The sequence below is a fragment of the Massilia sp. CFBP 13721 genome (assembly GCF_014842025.1).
GTDB lineage: Bacteria > Pseudomonadota > Gammaproteobacteria > Burkholderiales > Burkholderiaceae_D > Telluria.
Map to the genome: position 1 here is coordinate 67,978 of NZ_JACYUY010000005.1, position 14,635 is coordinate 82,612.

Genomic DNA, 14,635 nt, shown 5'->3' on the forward strand with positions numbered 1-14,635 from the left:
GTTCGCCCCGCACACGGCCGGGGTCGTGCATTATTTGATCCGCAGTTATTTCAACGTTATGCGGGAAATCGTCTTGCCCGGCACCGGCGGCAGCGCCACGGCGGCGCCGCGCAGCGTGGCGGAAACGCCGGTCGGGTTGCCGACCACCAGGGTTGCCGTACCCGGCACTTCGATCGTCTCGGTGCTGCCCGCGCGCACCAGGCGCGAAATCAGGGCCTTGCCGCCTTGCGGGCGGACTTCGATCCAGGAATCCTCGCGCACGTTCAGCACCAGGATGTTGGCGCCGGCCGCTGCGGGAACAGCCACACCAGCAGGAGCGACGGGCGTTGCGGGCGCCGGCGCGACCGTGGTCGCGGTCACGGTGGCTTGGGTGGCGGTGTTCGCGGGCGCCGGCGGGGTCTGGGCAGCCGGGGCCGGTGTCGTCGTTCCCGCGGCCGGCGCGGCGGCGCCATCGGCCGGGGCCGGCACCGAGATCAGTGGCACGCTCGGGTTGTGCGCGGTATCGGCGGCCGGCACGTTGCTGGTGGTCGTCTCGAACGGCGCGTTCAGGACGGCGTCGCCGCCGGCCGGCGCCGTCGTGCTGCCGGGCAGCGAAACCAGGCCGAAATGCCAGGCCGCGAAGCCGGCCGCGGCCACGACCACGACGCCGGCGATCCAGGCCAGCGGCGCGCCCGAGCGCTTGCCGTGGGTCGGATAGCGCGAGTGCGAAAACAGGGTTCCGCGCGAGCTCGGCAGATCGCGCCGCACGCCGCTCGATTCGACCGGCACCGGCGTGTCCATCGGGATCATGGCCACCAGCGGTGCCGGGTCGAGACGCAGGATCTTGGCGTAAGCGCGGACAAAACCGCGCGTCACGGCGGGACTCGGCAGGGCCGCATAGTCGCCCGCTTCGATCGCCACCACCTGGCGCACGGCCAGCTTGAGCTGCTCGGCCACCTGCTCGACGGTCCAGCCCATTGCTTCGCGCTGGGCTGCCAGGGTCGCGCCCGGGTGGCTGTGGTGTTGGTTCGAAGTGGCGCTTTGTTCCGTGCGCTCTGAAGTCATTGTCGTCTCACTCATCGAAAGCCCCGCGCTCGTACGCCAGGTATTCGGGCGAGCCCGGGAAGCGCCGCCGCAGCTGCGCTACCAGGCTGGCCTCCATCGAGCGATCGCCCAGTTTGCGCTGTACCCGCAGGGCGAGCCACAGCGCATCGGCGGACAGGTTGTCGAGCTTCGACACCTCTGTCAGGCGGTTAATGAAAAAACCGGCGCGGTTGAAATCGCGCCGCTCGAAATAGACCCGCGCCAGGCCGTTGGACACGGCCGGCAGTTCGGGGTTGTAGCGCAGTGCGTCGAGCAGGTAGCGCTCGGCCGCATCGATATTTTTGGTCTTCAAGCTACAGACGCCCGCATTCACGAGCGCGCTTACCGGGGTCTGGTAGGACGGGTTGGTCAGCGCCGCATCGAACTGGCGGATGGCTTCGCCGGGGCGGTTGGCGGTCTGGCACAGGAAGGCGCCGTAATTGTTGGCCAGTTCCGGGTTGCGCGGCGCCAGGCGCAGCGCGTGACGGTAATTGTCGTCGGCCAGCGGCACCTGCCCCATCGCCGTGTAGATCAGCGCGCGCATGCCGTAGGCGTCGGCGTAGCCTGGATCGGCGGCGATCGCCTGCTTGATTTCGTCGAGGGCGATATCGTACTTGCCCTGCTGGTAGTAACCGACCGCCAACTGCAGGCGGATGTTGGCGCGCTTCTCGGCCACGGTCTGGTCGGACGCGGTTTTCAGTTCGGCGCTGCCGCTGGTGCCGCTGTTGCCCGTGGCGCAGGCCGTCAGCAAGCCCAGCGCGCATGCAGCCGCGCAGTAACTTGCAACGATCCTGCCTGCCACGGCCCGCTTCAAGAAGGAATCTCCACGATGCGCCCGAAATCGGCGCCGAATTTCTTCTGGTATTCCGCCATCTTTTCCATGCGCTGGGCCACCTTGGTGCGGTCCTGCACTTCGCCGGCCAGCTGGCCGCAGGCGGCGTCGATGTCGTCGCCGCGTGTCTTGCGCACGGTGGTGACGATGCCGGCATCCATCAGGATCTGGGCGAAGGCCTTGATGCGCGGATTCTTCGAACGGAACAAGCCCGACTCCGGGAACGGATTGAACGGAATCAGGTTGAACTTACAGTTGATGCCGACGACCGGATCGTTGACCAGCGCGATCAGTTCGCGCGCATGCTCGTCGGAATCGTTGAAATTATCGAGCATGCAATACTCGAAAGTGATGAAGTCGCGCGGCGCGAATTCCAGATAGCGCTTGCAGGCGGCCATCAGTTCGCGCAGCGGGTATTTCCTGTTCAACGGCACTAATACATCGCGCAGGGCGTCGTTCGACGCGTGCAGCGACACGGCCAGCGCCACCGGCACGTCCTGCGACAGCTTGTCGATGTTCGGCACCACGCCCGAAGTCGACAAGGTCACGCGGCGGCGCGACAGGCCGTAGGCGTTATCGTCGAGCATGAGTTTGAGCGCGGTGGCGGTCGGCTCGTAGTTCAGCAGCGGCTCGCCCATGCCCATCATCACGACGTTGGTGATCTGGCGCTCGCCTTTCGGACCCGGCTCGATACCCTTGGTACGGCGCAGCTCGAACTCGGCCATCCACAGCTGGCCGATGATTTCGGCGACCGTCAGGTTGCGGTTGAAGCCCTGCTTGCCGGTCGAGCAGAAGCGGCAGTTCACGGCGCAGCCGGCTTGCGTGGAGATGCACAGCGTGCCGCGGTTTTCTTCCGGAATGAACACGGTTTCGACCGCATTGCCGTTGCCGACGTCGACCAGCCACTTGCGGGTGCCGTCGGTCGAGGTGTGGTCGCTGATGATGCCCGGCGCGCGCACTTCGGCGCGGGTTTTCAGTTTTTCGCGCAGCGACTTGGCGAGATCGGTCATCTCGTCGAAGCTGGCGGCGCCGAACTGGTGGATCCAGCGCTGCAGTTGCTTGGCGCGGAACGGCTTCTCACCCAATTCGGCGCAGTAAGCGACGAGTTGCGCGGGATCGAAGTCCAGCAGGTTGGTGAGAGTCGTCATGATTGTCCTGGATACTTGGGGATGATGCGCTAAAAATAATAATGCAAACCGCTCGCCGGGCCCGGGGCATGGGGCGAGCGGTTCTTACAACGTGAACCGGTTACTGCAGCGATTACTTCAGTTCTGGGAAGAAGTAAGCGATTTCAACTTGTGCGGCTTCGACGGCGTCCGAACCGTGGACGGCGTTGGCATCGATCGAATCGGCGAAGTCGGCGCGGATGGTGCCCTTCTCGGCCTTCTTCGGATCGGTCGCGCCCATCAGGTCGCGGTGTGCCAGGACGGCGTTTTCGCCTTCCAGGGCCTGGATCATGACTGGGCCGGAGACCATGAAGGTGACCAGGTCGTTGAAGAAGCCGCGCTCTTTGTGGGCGGCGTAGAAGCCTTCAGCCTGCTCGCGGGTCAGCTGGGTCATGCGGGCTGCAACGATCTTCAGGCCAGCTTGTTCGAAGCGGGTGTAGATTTGGCCGATGACGTTTTTTGCAACTGCGTCAGGTTTGATGATCGACAGGGTGCGTTCGATTGCCATGTAAAAACTCCAATAAAAAGAAAGGTTTGGATCGAGAAGAAGTCGAGAAGAAGAGAACTCAATCAACCTTTGATTTTACCATACCTCGCCCCATATCGAGATTATTGCGGCGGCGACGGCCAAGGTGGTAGAGTGGCGGCGAAAAACCGCCTTGTCAATGCGGCGCTACCTTATGCGGACTCCCTTATGAATAGCTTAAGGCGAGTCGTCACGCGGCGGCGCCATGCTATTCTTGAGTGGAATATATTTACCAACCCGGAGGCAACATGAATCCCATCCTGCAAAAGCAACCCGCTTACGACGTGGCTGTAGGCCAGGTCACGCGCAATAAAGTCCTGCGCAACACCTTCTGGCTGCTCGCGCTGTCGATGATCCCGACCGTGCTCGGCGCATACATCGGCGTGTCGATGCAATTGCCGATGCTCAGCGGCGGCATGGGCTTCGTCATCTTCCTGGCGGTCGCCTTCGGCTTCATGTTCGCGATCCAGAAGACCAAGGACTCCGCGGTCGGCGTCTTCGTGCTGCTCGGCTTCACCTTCTTCATGGGCCTGATGCTCACGCCGCTGCTGCGCCACACGCTCGGCTACAGCAACGGCGGCCAGCTGATCATGACCGCCTTCGGCGGCACCGCGGTCGTGTTCGCCGTGATGGCCAGCATCGCCACCACCACCAAGCGCGACTTCTCGGGCATGGGCAGCTGGCTGTTCGCCGGCGTGATCGTGCTGCTGCTGGCGGGCGTCGCCAACATCTTCCTGCAGATGTCGGCCCTGTCGATCGTGTTCTCGGTGCTGGCCATCGGTATCTTCTCGGCCTTTATCCTGTACGACGTGCAGCGCATCGTCAACGGCGGCGAAACCAACTACATCACCGCGACCCTGGCGATCTACCTGGACGTGTACAACATCTTCAGCAACCTGCTGGCCCTGCTGGGCCTGGGCGGCGACCGCGACTAAAAGCCTCAGACGCAATGAAACAGCCGACCTGCGGGTCGGCTTTTTTGCGTCCGTGAACGATGCACAGACCCGTAAGGTGGGCGGCTATACCAGAGCGGACGCCTGCCCGCTGCTTCAATGCCGCCCACGCGTTCAACCACACTTTGAAACTTCGCGACGAATCACCGGACGGTTGACGCGTGGGCGGCGCACACGGCGCTGGTCTGCAAACTGAGCAGGTAGAGCCGCCCACCTTACGGGTCCTAAGCTCAGCCCTGCGGCGCCTTGCCGGCCAGCACCTCCGCCAGCGATGCCAGGCTGATCGGCTTGACCACGTGCAGGTCGAAGCCGGCCTCGCCTGCGGCGCTCCCTACTTCGGCCGAGCTGTAGCCGGTGAGGGCGACCAGCCGCGGTGTGTCGGGTCCCAGGGCCTGGCGCGCGCCGCGCGCGACTTCGAAACCGTCGAGGCCCGGCAAGCCGATATCGACGATCGCCACGTCCGGCCGGTTGCGGACGATCTGCGCCAGCCCGTCGTGGCCGTCGGTGGCGGATGTCACGGCGTAGCCGGAAGCGGCCAGCAGCGCGCACAGCGTTTCGCGGGCGTCGGCATTGTCTTCGATGACCAGCACCTCGCGCACGGCCGCGCCTGCCGGCGGCAGCGAGTATGGAGAGGAAGGTGCAAGCGGCGGGTCCGCTTCGAACACGGGCGCCAGCGGCAACTCGACGATGAAGCGGCTGCCGCTCCCCAGGCCGGCGCTCTCCGCCCAGGCGTGGCCGCCGTGCAGGTCGACCAGGGCGCGCACCAGGCTCAGGCCGATGCCGAGGCCGCCGCGGGCGCGGTCGATCCGCGTGTCGACCTGCACGAACATGCCGAAGATCGCCTCCAGTTTATCGGGCGGAATCCCGCTGCCCGCATCGGCCACCTCGATGCGCGCCCAGGCGTGGCCAGCGCGCGCGACCGGGTCGAGCCGCACCTCGACCGCGGCGCCGCGCGGGCTGTACTTCGCCGCATTGCCGAGCAGGTTAACCAGCACCTGCTCGAGCCGGGTGGCGTCGCCGACCAGCCGCAGCGGCGCCGGCGCCACCCGCGTTGCCAGCGTGACGCTCTGGCGGTCGAACAGCGTGCGGGCGGCGTGCAGCGCGCTGCCCAGCACGTCGCGCAGGTCGAGCGGCGCGCGCTGCAGTTCGACTTCGCCGCGGTCCACGCGCGACATCTCGAGCAGGTCGTCCACCAGGCGCGTCAGGTTGCCCATCTGGCGCCGGCAGATGGCCTGCAATTCCTGCTGGCGGCGCGCGTCGGCGCCCGTCGCTTCCCAGACCTGCAATGCCGACGACAGCGCCGCCAGGGGATTACGCAGTTCGTGCCCCAGCATGGCGAGGAACTCGTTCTTGCGCTCGGCTTCCTCGCGCGCGCCGCGGGCATACTCGGATAGCGCGGCGTTCGCTTCGTGCAGGCTGGAGTTCAGCGTATCGAGTTCGCGGCTGCGCTGGACGATCTCCGCTTCCATATGCTGTTTTTCGGCCGACAGTTGCTCGCTCACACTGCGCTGGCGCAGGTTTTCCTCGCCCTGCCGCACGTACTCGGTGACGTTGTCGACGCGGTGCAGGATGTACAGCAGGGTGCCGTCGTCGTCCAGCACCGGCGCATTGACTGGACTCCAGTAGCGCAACTCGAACCCTTCGCCGTCGGCACGCGGTACGTCGTAGCGCTGGATCGGCATCACGTCCGGCGCGCATGTGGCGAGCACGCGCGCCAGCGAACGGCCCAGGTTGCGGGTGGAATTCGCTTCCGGTGTCAGGGGATTGTCGGGAAACACATCGAACACGGGGCGGCCGACGATCTCGTCACGCTGGCGCAGCGTACCGCGCAGATACTCGTCGCTGACGCCGGCGATGGTGAAGCCGGCATCGGGCAGGAGCAACAGGAAAACGCCGGGCGCGGACTCGAAAATCCGGCGGTACTGCGTTGGAGGTATTGAAACATTCATGTTGCATTCTCGTGCGGCCAGAGGCGGCCCAGCTACCAAGATTGCAACATGCTCAAATGCAGGTCAACACGCACACAATACTGGGCGTACGGCAGCCCACATACAGCAACATGTGCCTCAAGGCAAATCGAATACCCCGATCGATTCGACGTGCGAGGTATGCGGGAACATATTGACCACGCCCGCCTTTTTCATCACATAGCCGGCACGGTGCACCAGCACGCCGGCGTCGCGCGCCAGCGTCGACGGGCTGCACGACACGTAGACGATGCGCTTGGGCAGGAACTCGGCATTGCCGCCTTCGCGCAGGTGCGCCAGCGCTTCGGCCAGCGCAATCGCGCCGTCGCGCGGCGGGTCGATCAGCATGCGGTCGAAGCGGCCCAGCCGCACCAGGTCTTCGGCCGTCGCCTCGAACAGGTTGCGCGTATAAAAGGTCGTCTTTTCCGACAGGCCGTTGGCTTTCGCGTTTTCCAGCGCGCGCGTGGTGAGCGTCGTGCTGCCTTCGATACCGACCACTTCGCGCGCCTGGGTGGCCAGCGGCAGCGTGAAGTTGCCGAGGCCGCAGAACAGGTCGGCCACGCGGTCGTCCGGCTGCACGGCGAGCAGGGTCAGCGCCTTGTGCACCAGGGCGCGGTTGATCTGGTGGTTCACCTGGGTGAAATCGGTCGGCTTGAACGGCATGCGCACGCCGAACTCGGGCAGCGTGTAGTACAGCTCCTTGCCGATCGGGTAGAACGGGTGGACCGTCTCCGGCCCCTTCGGCTGCAACCACCACTGGATGCCCCATTCGTCGGCGAATGCTTTCAGCAACTCTTCGTCCTTGGCATTCATCGGCGCCATGATGCGCAGCACCAGCACCGTGCTTTCCTCGCCGACCGCCACTTCGATCTGCGGCACCTGGTTGTAGATCGACAGCGCGCCGATCAGATTGCGCAGCGGCACCAGCATGCCGCCCAGGTGTGGCGGCAGGATATGGCAGAAGGTGATGTCGGCAACGAAGGCGGAGGCGCGCTCGTGGAAACCGACCAGCACGGTTTCCTTTTTCGCCACCCAGCGCACCGAGAGGCGCGCGCGGAAGCGGTAGCCCCAGGTCGGCCCGTACATCGGGCGCATGATGGTTTCCGCTTTCACTTTACTCAGGTGCCACAGGTTGTCTTCCAGCGTACGCCCCTTGATCGCCACCTGCGCGGTCGGCTCCAGGTGCTGCATCGAGCAGCCGCCGCAATAACCGAAGTGCTGGCAGCGCGGCTCGACCCGCATCGACGAGGCGCGCTGGAGCGTGACCATGCGTCCCGCTTCCCAATTCTTTTTCTTCTTCTTGACCTCGTAGCTGACGCGCTCGCCCGGCAAGGCGTCTTCGACAAAGACGACCTTGCCCTGGGTGCCGTCCTCGTTCTCGAGGTGGCCGACGCCGCGCGCATCCGCGTCGAGGGATTTGATTTCGATGAAAGTTTCTTGCATAGGTAGGATGGGCAATGCTTGCCCGTGCAGGACCGTAATGTAGGGTGGGCGCCCCGTGCCCACGCGTAAAGCGTGAATGGTGGCAAGCGGATTCGGAAGCGAGCTTGATCAGCTCACAGAACCGGCCGCATCATAACAAGGAATCGCGCACCACGCCACGGGCCGCCATCGCCCGCTTCAGCTTGACCAGCGCCTCCTGCTGGATCTGGCGCACGCGCTCGCGCGTCACGCCCATCTCCTCGGCCAGGGTTTCCAGAGTCGCCGGATCGTCGTTGTCGAGCCCGAAGCGGCGCATCACCACCAGGCGCTGCTTTTCCGGCAGGCGCGTCAGCCAGTCGCGCACCAGTTCGGTCATCTCGTGCTGCTCGGCGCGCGCGTCCGGACCGTCTTCGCTTTCGCCCGGCAACATGTCCATCAGGCTCGAACCGGGATCGTTGTCGAGCGGCGCATCGAGGGAAGCAGCATGTTCGGACAGGGCCAGGATGTCCTGCACTTCTTCCGGCGGGCGTCCGACCAGGCTGGCGATGTCCTCGACGCTGGCATCCTTGCCGTCGTGGTGCTGGGCTTCCAGGTGGTATTTGGCGCGCAGTACGCCATTCAGTTCGCGCACCATGTGTACTGGCAGGCGCACGGTGCGCGCCTGGTTCATGATCGCGCGCTCGATGCTTTGGCGAATCCACCAGGTGGCGTAGGTGGAGAAACGGAAGCCGCGCTCCGGCTCGAACTTGTCGATGGCGCGCATCAGGCCGATGTTGCCCTCTTCGATCAGGTCGAGCAGGACGACGCCGCGGTTGATGTAGTGCTTGGCGATCGAGACCACGAGCCGCAGATTGTGCTCGATCATTTTTTGGCGGGCATCGAAGTCACCCGCCTTGGCCAGGGTCGCGTAGTGCGATTCCTGCTGGGCCGACAACAGCGGCCGGGTGCCGATCTGGTTCAGGTAATGCTGGGTGGTGTCGGTCGACAGTTCCGCGGCGAGCACTTTCTTGAGCTCGTCGACGCTGTCGACTTCGGCGGCGGCGCCGGGCAGCAGCGGCTCGCCCTCGGTGCCGTCCCGTGCCGGGGCGTCCATGCCTGACGCGCCCTCGCCGTCCAGATCGTCAGGCAATTCGTCTGAGACGTCTTCTTGGTCCTGGGAATGCGGCGGCAGCGTCATTGGCCCTCTCTAACGGCTGGGCAAGAACCTCGACGGATCGACTGGCTTGCCCTGCTGGCGAATCTCGAAATGCAGCTTCACCGTGTCGGCATCGGAATCGCCCATCTCGGCGATTACTTGTCCCTTGGCCACGTTGTCGCCTTCCTTGACGACGATCGCGCGGTTGTGGGCATAGGCCGACAGCAAGCTGTTGCTGTGTTTAACGATGACGAGATTACCATAACCTCGGATACCGCTACCAGCGTACATTACTTTGCCGGCGCCCGCCGCCATGACTTGCTGTCCCGCGCGGCCGGCGATATCGATACCCTTGTTCTTGCCTTCGTCGAAGGTGGCGATGATGCGCCCGTCCGACGGCCACATCCAGCTCAGCTTCTCGTCGTCCGTCGCGGTCACGGTGCTGCCGACGCGCGAACCGGTCGCGGCCGCGGCGGCAACCGCGGGCGCCGGGGCCACGGCGGCGGCCACGGTTTCGGCGCGCTCGCCGGCCTTGTCGCTGCGCCCTGCATCGGCCGTATCGTCAAACGACTTCTTGTCGGCGCGCGGCGTGGTCTTGCGCGGCACCGATGGCCGGCTGTCCGGCGGCATCGGCACCGGCTGGGTCACGACCGCCGTGCTGGCCTGGCGCTCGTTCGGCGTCACGCGCAGCACCTGGCCGACCTTGATGTCGTCCGGGTCGGCCAGGTTGTTCCAGGTGACCAGGTCGCGGTAGCTCTGGCCATGGTCGAAGGCAATGCGCAGCAGCGTGTCGCCGCGGCGCACGGTATAGAAGCCTTTGGCATCGGGGCGCGCATCGTCGCTGCGTACCGGCAACGGACGCGTTTTGTTCGCGGAACCGACGGGACGCTCGACGATCGGCGCGTGGCGGGGGGTGGAGGAACAGCCGGCAAACAGGCCGATGGTGAGGGTCAGCAGGACTAAACGGGGTGTTTGTTTCATTCTCATCTAATATTTATAACGTACTGTGCAGCGGTCAAGCGGTGCCAGGCCTCAGAGGCACGAAGTGGCAGGCTTCCAGGGTTTCGCTGGTCCACGCCGATTTGCCGGTGCGGGTGATCCGTTGCAGGTGTTGGACCTGGCCGCCGACCGGGGCGACCAGGCGCGCGCCGATGGCAAGCTGTTCAAGGAGGGCGCGCGGCACTTCCATCCCGGCCGCGGCAAGGATGATTCCGTCGAATGGCGCAACCTGTGCGAGCCCGAGCATACCATCTCCGTAGTGCAGACGCAGGTTGGACAGGCGCAAGGGGCGCAGGTTGGCCTTGGCAAGCTCATGCAGCGGCTTGATGCGCTCGATCGAATACACCTCCTGCGCCACCCGTGCCAGCACCGCCGCCTGGTAGCCGCAACCGGTGCCGATCTCGAGCACGCGGCCCATCGGTTTGCCATCGGGCATTGCCTCGCGCATCGCTTCAATCATGCGCGCCACGATATACGGCTGCGAAATCGTCTGGTGGTGGCCGATCGGCAGCGAGGCGTCGACATACGCCTGGCTCGACAAGGCCGGCTCGATGAACAGGTGGCGCGGCACCGCTTCCAGCGCGCCCAGCACCACCGGGTCGCGCACGCCCTGCCCTGCCACCCGCGCCACCATCGCGCGCCGGATCGCTTCCGTGGCCGCCAGGTCCGACCGCTGCGCGGCCGGGGCGCTCTGGGTGTTCGGCGCATAGCCGGGCAGCTTCGGGCCGGGTTGCGCCGCCTTGGGCGCCTGGGCGCCGCCGACCGCGCGCGCGGCGTTCTGGGTCGCGGTCTGCGGCCTGGCGATCGGCGCCGGCGTGGCCGGCTTGCGCGCGCCGCCGCCGGTCACCGACGACAGCGGCAAAGGGAAGGTGCTGCCTCCGGGGGCTTTGCCGCGTTCTGTCATGCCAGTCCCTGTGCCAGCAGTTCGAGCTGGGGTTTGTGCGTCAGGTCCACCTGCAACGGCGTGATCGACACCATGCCATGCTGGGTAGCATGGAAGTCGGTGCCTTCGCTCGCATCGCGGCAAGCGCCGGGGGCGCCGATCCAGAATATTTCGCGCCCGCGCGGATCCTGCGAACGGATCACGGGTTCGGCCTGGTGGCGGCGCCCGAGGCGGGTCGGGGTCAATGGTCCGAGCGCCTCGAACGGCAGGTTCGGGATATTCACGTTCAGCAAGAACGGCGACGGCAGCATGTCGAAGCGGCGCTGGACGACGTCGCGCGCGACGCGGGCGGCGGCATCGAGGTGCTCCCAACCATGGTTGACCTGGGAAAATGCGATGGCCGGGATGCCGAACAGATAGGCTTCGGTGGCGGCGGCGACGGTGCCCGAATACAGCGTGTCGTCGCCCATATTCTGGCCGTTGTTGATGCCGGAAACGACCAGGTCGGGCAGCGCGTCGCCCATGCCGGTGAGGGCGATGTGGACGCAATCGGTCGGGGTGCCGTTGACGAAATAAAAACCGTTGGCGGCGCGGTTGACCGTCAGCGGACGGTCGAGCGACAGCGAGTTCGACGCGCCCGAGCGGTTGCTGTCGGGCGCGACCACGATGATTTCGGCGATGCTCGCCAGGGCTTCCGCCAGGGCATTGATACCAGGGGCGAGATAGCCGTCGTCGTTACTGATAAGAATTCGCATCCACCGATTTTACCTGAAGCAACGCTTTTAACGCGCATTCAGGGGACATAATTTCTCGGCTGCAGGGCGTAGGGCCCTGGCGCACGGCGGCGCTACGCCCCGTTGGGACGGCGTTCATGATGGCGTAACAACGTTGTCCTGAAACGACGCTGCGCTCCTGCCGAGTTCGCTCCATCCGGCGCCGCGGCCTTATCCGCCAGACAAGGCCGCGGCCGAACATTGCCCACCGGCATCCTCGACGGCTTTCAGCGCATTGCCAGCGGACGGCCGCCGGACGCCTCGATCAGCGCGCCTTCCAGCAAGGCGACTTCGTCTTCGGCAAAGGCCAGCAGCGCATCCTTGTCGCCATCGTCCTGGTACACCTGCTTGATCAGCGCCACCCCGCGCCGCCGTAGCGGCTGGGCGACCGTCGGCCGCAGGATGAGCTCGCGCAGGCTGTCGGCCAGCTGGCGCGCTTCGCGGGTGCGGCCCCCTTCGACCAGCTTGTGCAATTGTCCGAGCTTGTGTTCGATCGGTTCGTGCGCAGTTTGGCCGGAAGCGGCGCGCGGCGCCGGCGGCCGGCCCGCGCCCTGCCCCAGCGCGCCGGGCGTCGCTACGCCTGGCAAGCCCGGGACCGGCATCGCGCCCGCCGTGGCCAGGCCCGGTCCGGTGTCGCCAGCGCCCGGCGTAGCGATGCCCGACATGTCATACGGGCCGGCCGACATCGCACGCAGCTGCTTCAGGCGGTGGCCGCCTTCTTCCACGCTTTGCTCGAGCCGGCGCGCCGCGGCGCTGTTGCCCTGGCTCGACAGCGTTTGGGCCAGCATCTGCTTGCTGCGCAGGGTTTCCTGGTCATCCATGCCGCGCAGGCGTTCGTGCAGGCTGACCACGTGCTGCTGCAGCCGCCGTGCCTCCTCGAGTTCGCCCTGCTGGCTCAGCGTCGAGGCCAGCCGCAGCAGCACGCCGAGGGTGTCCGGGTGCTCGGAGCCGAGGCGGCGCTCGCGCGCCATCGCGAGCGATTGCTGCATGTCGCGCACCGCTCCCAGGTCGCCCTGGGCGGCGAAGATCTCGGCCAGCGCCTCGCGCGCCTGCAAGGTCAGCGCCGCATCCATCCCGGCCTGGCGTTCGCGCACCCGCACCACGTTTTCCTGCAGCTTGCGTGCGTTGCCCAGGTCGCCCATGTCGCGCAGCAGCGTGGCCAGCTGCTGGGTGCAGCGCAGCGTATCTTCGTGTTCGGTGCCGAGTACGCGCTGGCGCCCTTCCAGTACGCGCTCGTAGAGCATGCGCGCGCGCGAATATTCGCCCTGCAGCGCCAGGGTGCGGGCCTGGCCCGCCACCGCGTCGAGCGTGGCGATGTGGTCGGGCCCGTACAGGCGCTCGCAGGCGTCGAGCACCAGGTCGTGCAGGCCGAGGGCGGGGTTGAACTCTTCCTGGCGCGCCAGCGTAGCGGCCAGGCCCGAGCGCGCGGCCAGGGTTTCCGGATGGTCGGCCCCGGCCACGGCCAGGCTGTGTTCGAGCAGCGCTTCGTATTGCTGGCGCGCCTGGGCCAGCTGGCCGCTGTCGCGCAGCACGGCGGCCAGCGCGGCGCGGCTGGCGCGGGTGTCGGGATGGTCGTCGCCCAGCAGGCGCTGGCGCAGCGTGGTGCTTTCGGCGAAGCAGTCGCAGGCGTCCGCCATGCGCCCGCCGTGCAGGTACAGTTCGCCCAAACGCAGCAACTCGCGCGCCAGCAGCACCGCGTTGGGGTCAAACGCGGAGGGCGTGCCGCCACGCCGCTCCCCCAGCGCCAGGCGCGCGCGCGCGGCGTCGACCGCGTCGAGCAGTTCGATTTCGAGACGCGACTGCCACGGGAAGCGCCCCGCCGCCACCCAGCCGAGCAGCGCCTCGATGGCGCGCGTTTGCGACAGGCGGTCGCCGTCGCGCTCCGGCAGCGTGCCGAGGTGCTGGGCGGCGCCACAGGCGATCGCGCCGTGCATTTGCACTTCGTCGAGATAGCTGTCGAGCGAGGGCTGCGCCAGGCCATAGCAGTCGCGCAGCAGCTGTTCGAGCCGCGGCTGGTAGCCGGCGATGCCCTTGTGGGGGTCGCCGCGGCGCCACTGGAGGCGGCGCTCGGCATCGACGCCGTCGACGCCGCAGGGCACCGGATACACCAGCAGCGGACGCTGGGCTTCCTCGTGGCTGCAGCGGTACTCGATGGCGCGCGTGACGACGCCGACGAGCCCGTCGAGGCTGCGGCCGTTCGGGGTGAACAGGCCGACCAGGCGGTCGGGCAGCAGCGTGGTGCACACGCTCACCGCCGCCGAGCGCCCGCCGCGGCAGTCGATCAGCACGTGGCGGAAATGGCGCGTCAGGTGCGCGGCAAAGGCGCGAAACAGCGCCGGACAGGCCGCGAACAGGCCGTCCCAGTCCATGCGGTCGGCACGCTCGCCGTAGCTGTCGTCGAAGCAGCCGGCGCGCATCAGGTACAGCGTGCGGCCCTGGTCGACGCGCTCGACATACGCTTCCCAGTCGATCGCATCGAGCACCAGCCGGGCGCGCTCTTCGTGGTCGTCGCCGCCGGTGCGCCCCAGGGCCTTGAGCTGCTCGCGGCAGGCTTCGAAATATTCGAGCAGGCCGGGACGCGCCCCCTCGGGACGGACATCGCTGCGCCCCGGCTCATGCCGGCTTGGTGCGGCGCGGCCGGCCGCCGCACGCAGGCCGGCGCGGGGGTCGTCGGCGCGCGCATGCTCGTGGCTGGCGTAGCGCTCGTCGCGGATCGGGAACAGGTGGTGCAGGCCGGGCGCTTCGGTATCCCAGTCGATCATCAGCACCGGCGTGGTCGCATTCTGGCGCCCCGCCAGCAGCACGGCGCTGTCGGCCAGTGCGATGCTGCGCGCGGCCCCGCTTTCGAAGCTGTAGAAGGTGGTCACTTCGCCGGAACCGCCGATCGGCGGCAGCGTCAAACGGTTGATTTCCATGA

The 14,635-nt window shown here is 66.7% G+C and carries 12 protein-coding genes; 1 reads left to right on the forward strand and 11 read right to left on the reverse strand.

The window, feature by feature from the left end; genetic code table 11:
- Positions 1 to 45: 45 nt before the first annotated feature.
- The 4 genes from IFT60_RS06340 to ndk form a co-directional block, all read right to left on the reverse strand.
- Complete coding sequence (locus tag IFT60_RS06340) at positions 46 to 1,044, reverse strand: RodZ domain-containing protein (protein ID WP_192050690.1); 999 nt, start codon at positions 1,042 to 1,044, stop codon at positions 46 to 48.
- Positions 1,045 to 1,051: 7 nt separating this feature from the next.
- Positions 1,052 to 1,864 (reverse strand): type IV pilus biogenesis/stability protein PilW, encoded by an 813-nt coding sequence (gene pilW, locus IFT60_RS06345; protein ID WP_374001241.1) that lies wholly within the window; start codon positions 1,862 to 1,864, stop codon positions 1,052 to 1,054.
- An 8-nt stretch (positions 1,865 to 1,872) separates the two neighbouring features.
- On the reverse strand, positions 1,873 to 3,045 hold the full coding sequence (gene rlmN / locus IFT60_RS06350) for a dual-specificity RNA methyltransferase RlmN (RefSeq protein WP_192051122.1): 1,173 nt from the start codon (positions 3,043 to 3,045) through the stop codon (positions 1,873 to 1,875).
- Between the two features lie 109 nt (positions 3,046 to 3,154).
- Entirely contained in the window at positions 3,155 to 3,568 is a 414-nt protein-coding gene (gene ndk / locus IFT60_RS06355) for a nucleoside-diphosphate kinase (RefSeq protein ID WP_192050695.1), read from the reverse strand.
- 266 nt (positions 3,569 to 3,834) lie between these two features.
- Here ndk and IFT60_RS06360 point away from each other — a divergent pair, with 266 nt between their 5' ends.
- Positions 3,835 to 4,521, forward strand: coding sequence for a Bax inhibitor-1/YccA family protein (locus IFT60_RS06360; protein ID WP_192050697.1), 687 nt, complete (start codon positions 3,835 to 3,837; stop codon positions 4,519 to 4,521).
- 248 nt (positions 4,522 to 4,769) lie between these two features.
- Here the strand turns inward: IFT60_RS06360 and IFT60_RS06365 are convergent, their stop codons facing one another.
- The 7 genes from IFT60_RS06365 to IFT60_RS06395 all read right to left on the reverse strand — a co-directional run bounded on the left by IFT60_RS06365 (position 4,770) and on the right by IFT60_RS06395 (position 14,633).
- A complete protein-coding gene (locus IFT60_RS06365) occupies positions 4,770 to 6,488 on the reverse strand; it encodes a hybrid sensor histidine kinase/response regulator (protein ID WP_192050700.1) in 1,719 nt (572 codons plus the stop codon).
- 117 nt (positions 6,489 to 6,605) lie between these two features.
- Positions 6,606 to 7,949 carry a 23S rRNA (uracil(1939)-C(5))-methyltransferase RlmD gene (gene rlmD / locus IFT60_RS06370; protein WP_192050702.1) on the reverse strand — a complete coding sequence of 448 codons (1,344 nt, stop codon included), beginning with the start codon at positions 7,947 to 7,949 and terminating at the stop codon, positions 6,606 to 6,608.
- A gap of 130 nt (positions 7,950 to 8,079) precedes the next feature.
- Positions 8,080 to 9,105, reverse strand: a complete 1,026-nt coding sequence (rpoS, locus tag IFT60_RS06375) for an RNA polymerase sigma factor RpoS (RefSeq protein WP_192050705.1) — start codon at positions 9,103 to 9,105, stop codon at positions 8,080 to 8,082.
- Positions 9,106 to 9,114: 9 nt separating this feature from the next.
- Positions 9,115 to 10,044: a peptidoglycan DD-metalloendopeptidase family protein gene (locus tag IFT60_RS06380; RefSeq protein WP_192050707.1), complete on the reverse strand. Its 930-nt coding sequence runs from the start codon at positions 10,042 to 10,044 to the stop codon at positions 9,115 to 9,117.
- A gap of 34 nt (positions 10,045 to 10,078) precedes the next feature.
- Positions 10,079 to 10,966 (reverse strand): protein-L-isoaspartate(D-aspartate) O-methyltransferase, encoded by an 888-nt coding sequence (locus IFT60_RS06385; protein ID WP_192050709.1) that lies wholly within the window; start codon positions 10,964 to 10,966, stop codon positions 10,079 to 10,081.
- Positions 10,963 to 11,700: a 5'/3'-nucleotidase SurE gene (gene surE / locus IFT60_RS06390; protein WP_192050711.1), complete on the reverse strand. Its 738-nt coding sequence runs from the start codon at positions 11,698 to 11,700 to the stop codon at positions 10,963 to 10,965. Before surE ends, IFT60_RS06385 begins: the two co-directional genes overlap by 4 nt.
- A gap of 245 nt (positions 11,701 to 11,945) precedes the next feature.
- Positions 11,946 to 14,633 carry a tetratricopeptide repeat protein gene (locus IFT60_RS06395; protein WP_192050714.1) on the reverse strand — a complete coding sequence of 896 codons (2,688 nt, stop codon included), beginning with the start codon at positions 14,631 to 14,633 and terminating at the stop codon, positions 11,946 to 11,948.
- Positions 14,634 to 14,635 lie beyond the last annotated feature (2 nt).

What these genes read in the sequence shown, in the direction of transcription:
- IFT60_RS06340 (WP_192050690.1), bottom strand. Translation starts at nt 1,044, where the DNA reads ATGACTTCAGAGCGCACGGAACAAAGCGCCACTTCGAACCAACACCAC.
- ndk (WP_192050695.1), bottom strand. Translation starts at nt 3,568, where the DNA reads ATGGCAATCGAACGCACCCTGTCGATCATCAAACCTGACGCAGTTGCA.
- IFT60_RS06360 (WP_192050697.1), top strand. Translation starts at nt 3,835, where the DNA reads ATGAATCCCATCCTGCAAAAGCAACCCGCTTACGACGTGGCTGTAGGC.
- IFT60_RS06365 (WP_192050700.1), bottom strand. Translation starts at nt 6,488, where the DNA reads ATGAATGTTTCAATACCTCCAACGCAGTACCGCCGGATTTTCGAGTCC.
- rlmD (WP_192050702.1), bottom strand. Translation starts at nt 7,949, where the DNA reads ATGCAAGAAACTTTCATCGAAATCAAATCCCTCGACGCGGATGCGCGC.
- rpoS (WP_192050705.1), bottom strand. Translation starts at nt 9,105, where the DNA reads ATGACGCTGCCGCCGCATTCCCAGGACCAAGAAGACGTCTCAGACGAA.
- IFT60_RS06380 (WP_192050707.1), bottom strand. Translation starts at nt 10,044, where the DNA reads ATGAAACAAACACCCCGTTTAGTCCTGCTGACCCTCACCATCGGCCTG.
- IFT60_RS06385 (WP_192050709.1), bottom strand. Translation starts at nt 10,966, where the DNA reads ATGACAGAACGCGGCAAAGCCCCCGGAGGCAGCACCTTCCCTTTGCCG.
- surE (WP_192050711.1), bottom strand. Translation starts at nt 11,700, where the DNA reads ATGCGAATTCTTATCAGTAACGACGACGGCTATCTCGCCCCTGGTATC.
- IFT60_RS06395 (WP_192050714.1), bottom strand. Translation starts at nt 14,633, where the DNA reads ATGGAAATCAACCGTTTGACGCTGCCGCCGATCGGCGGTTCCGGCGAA.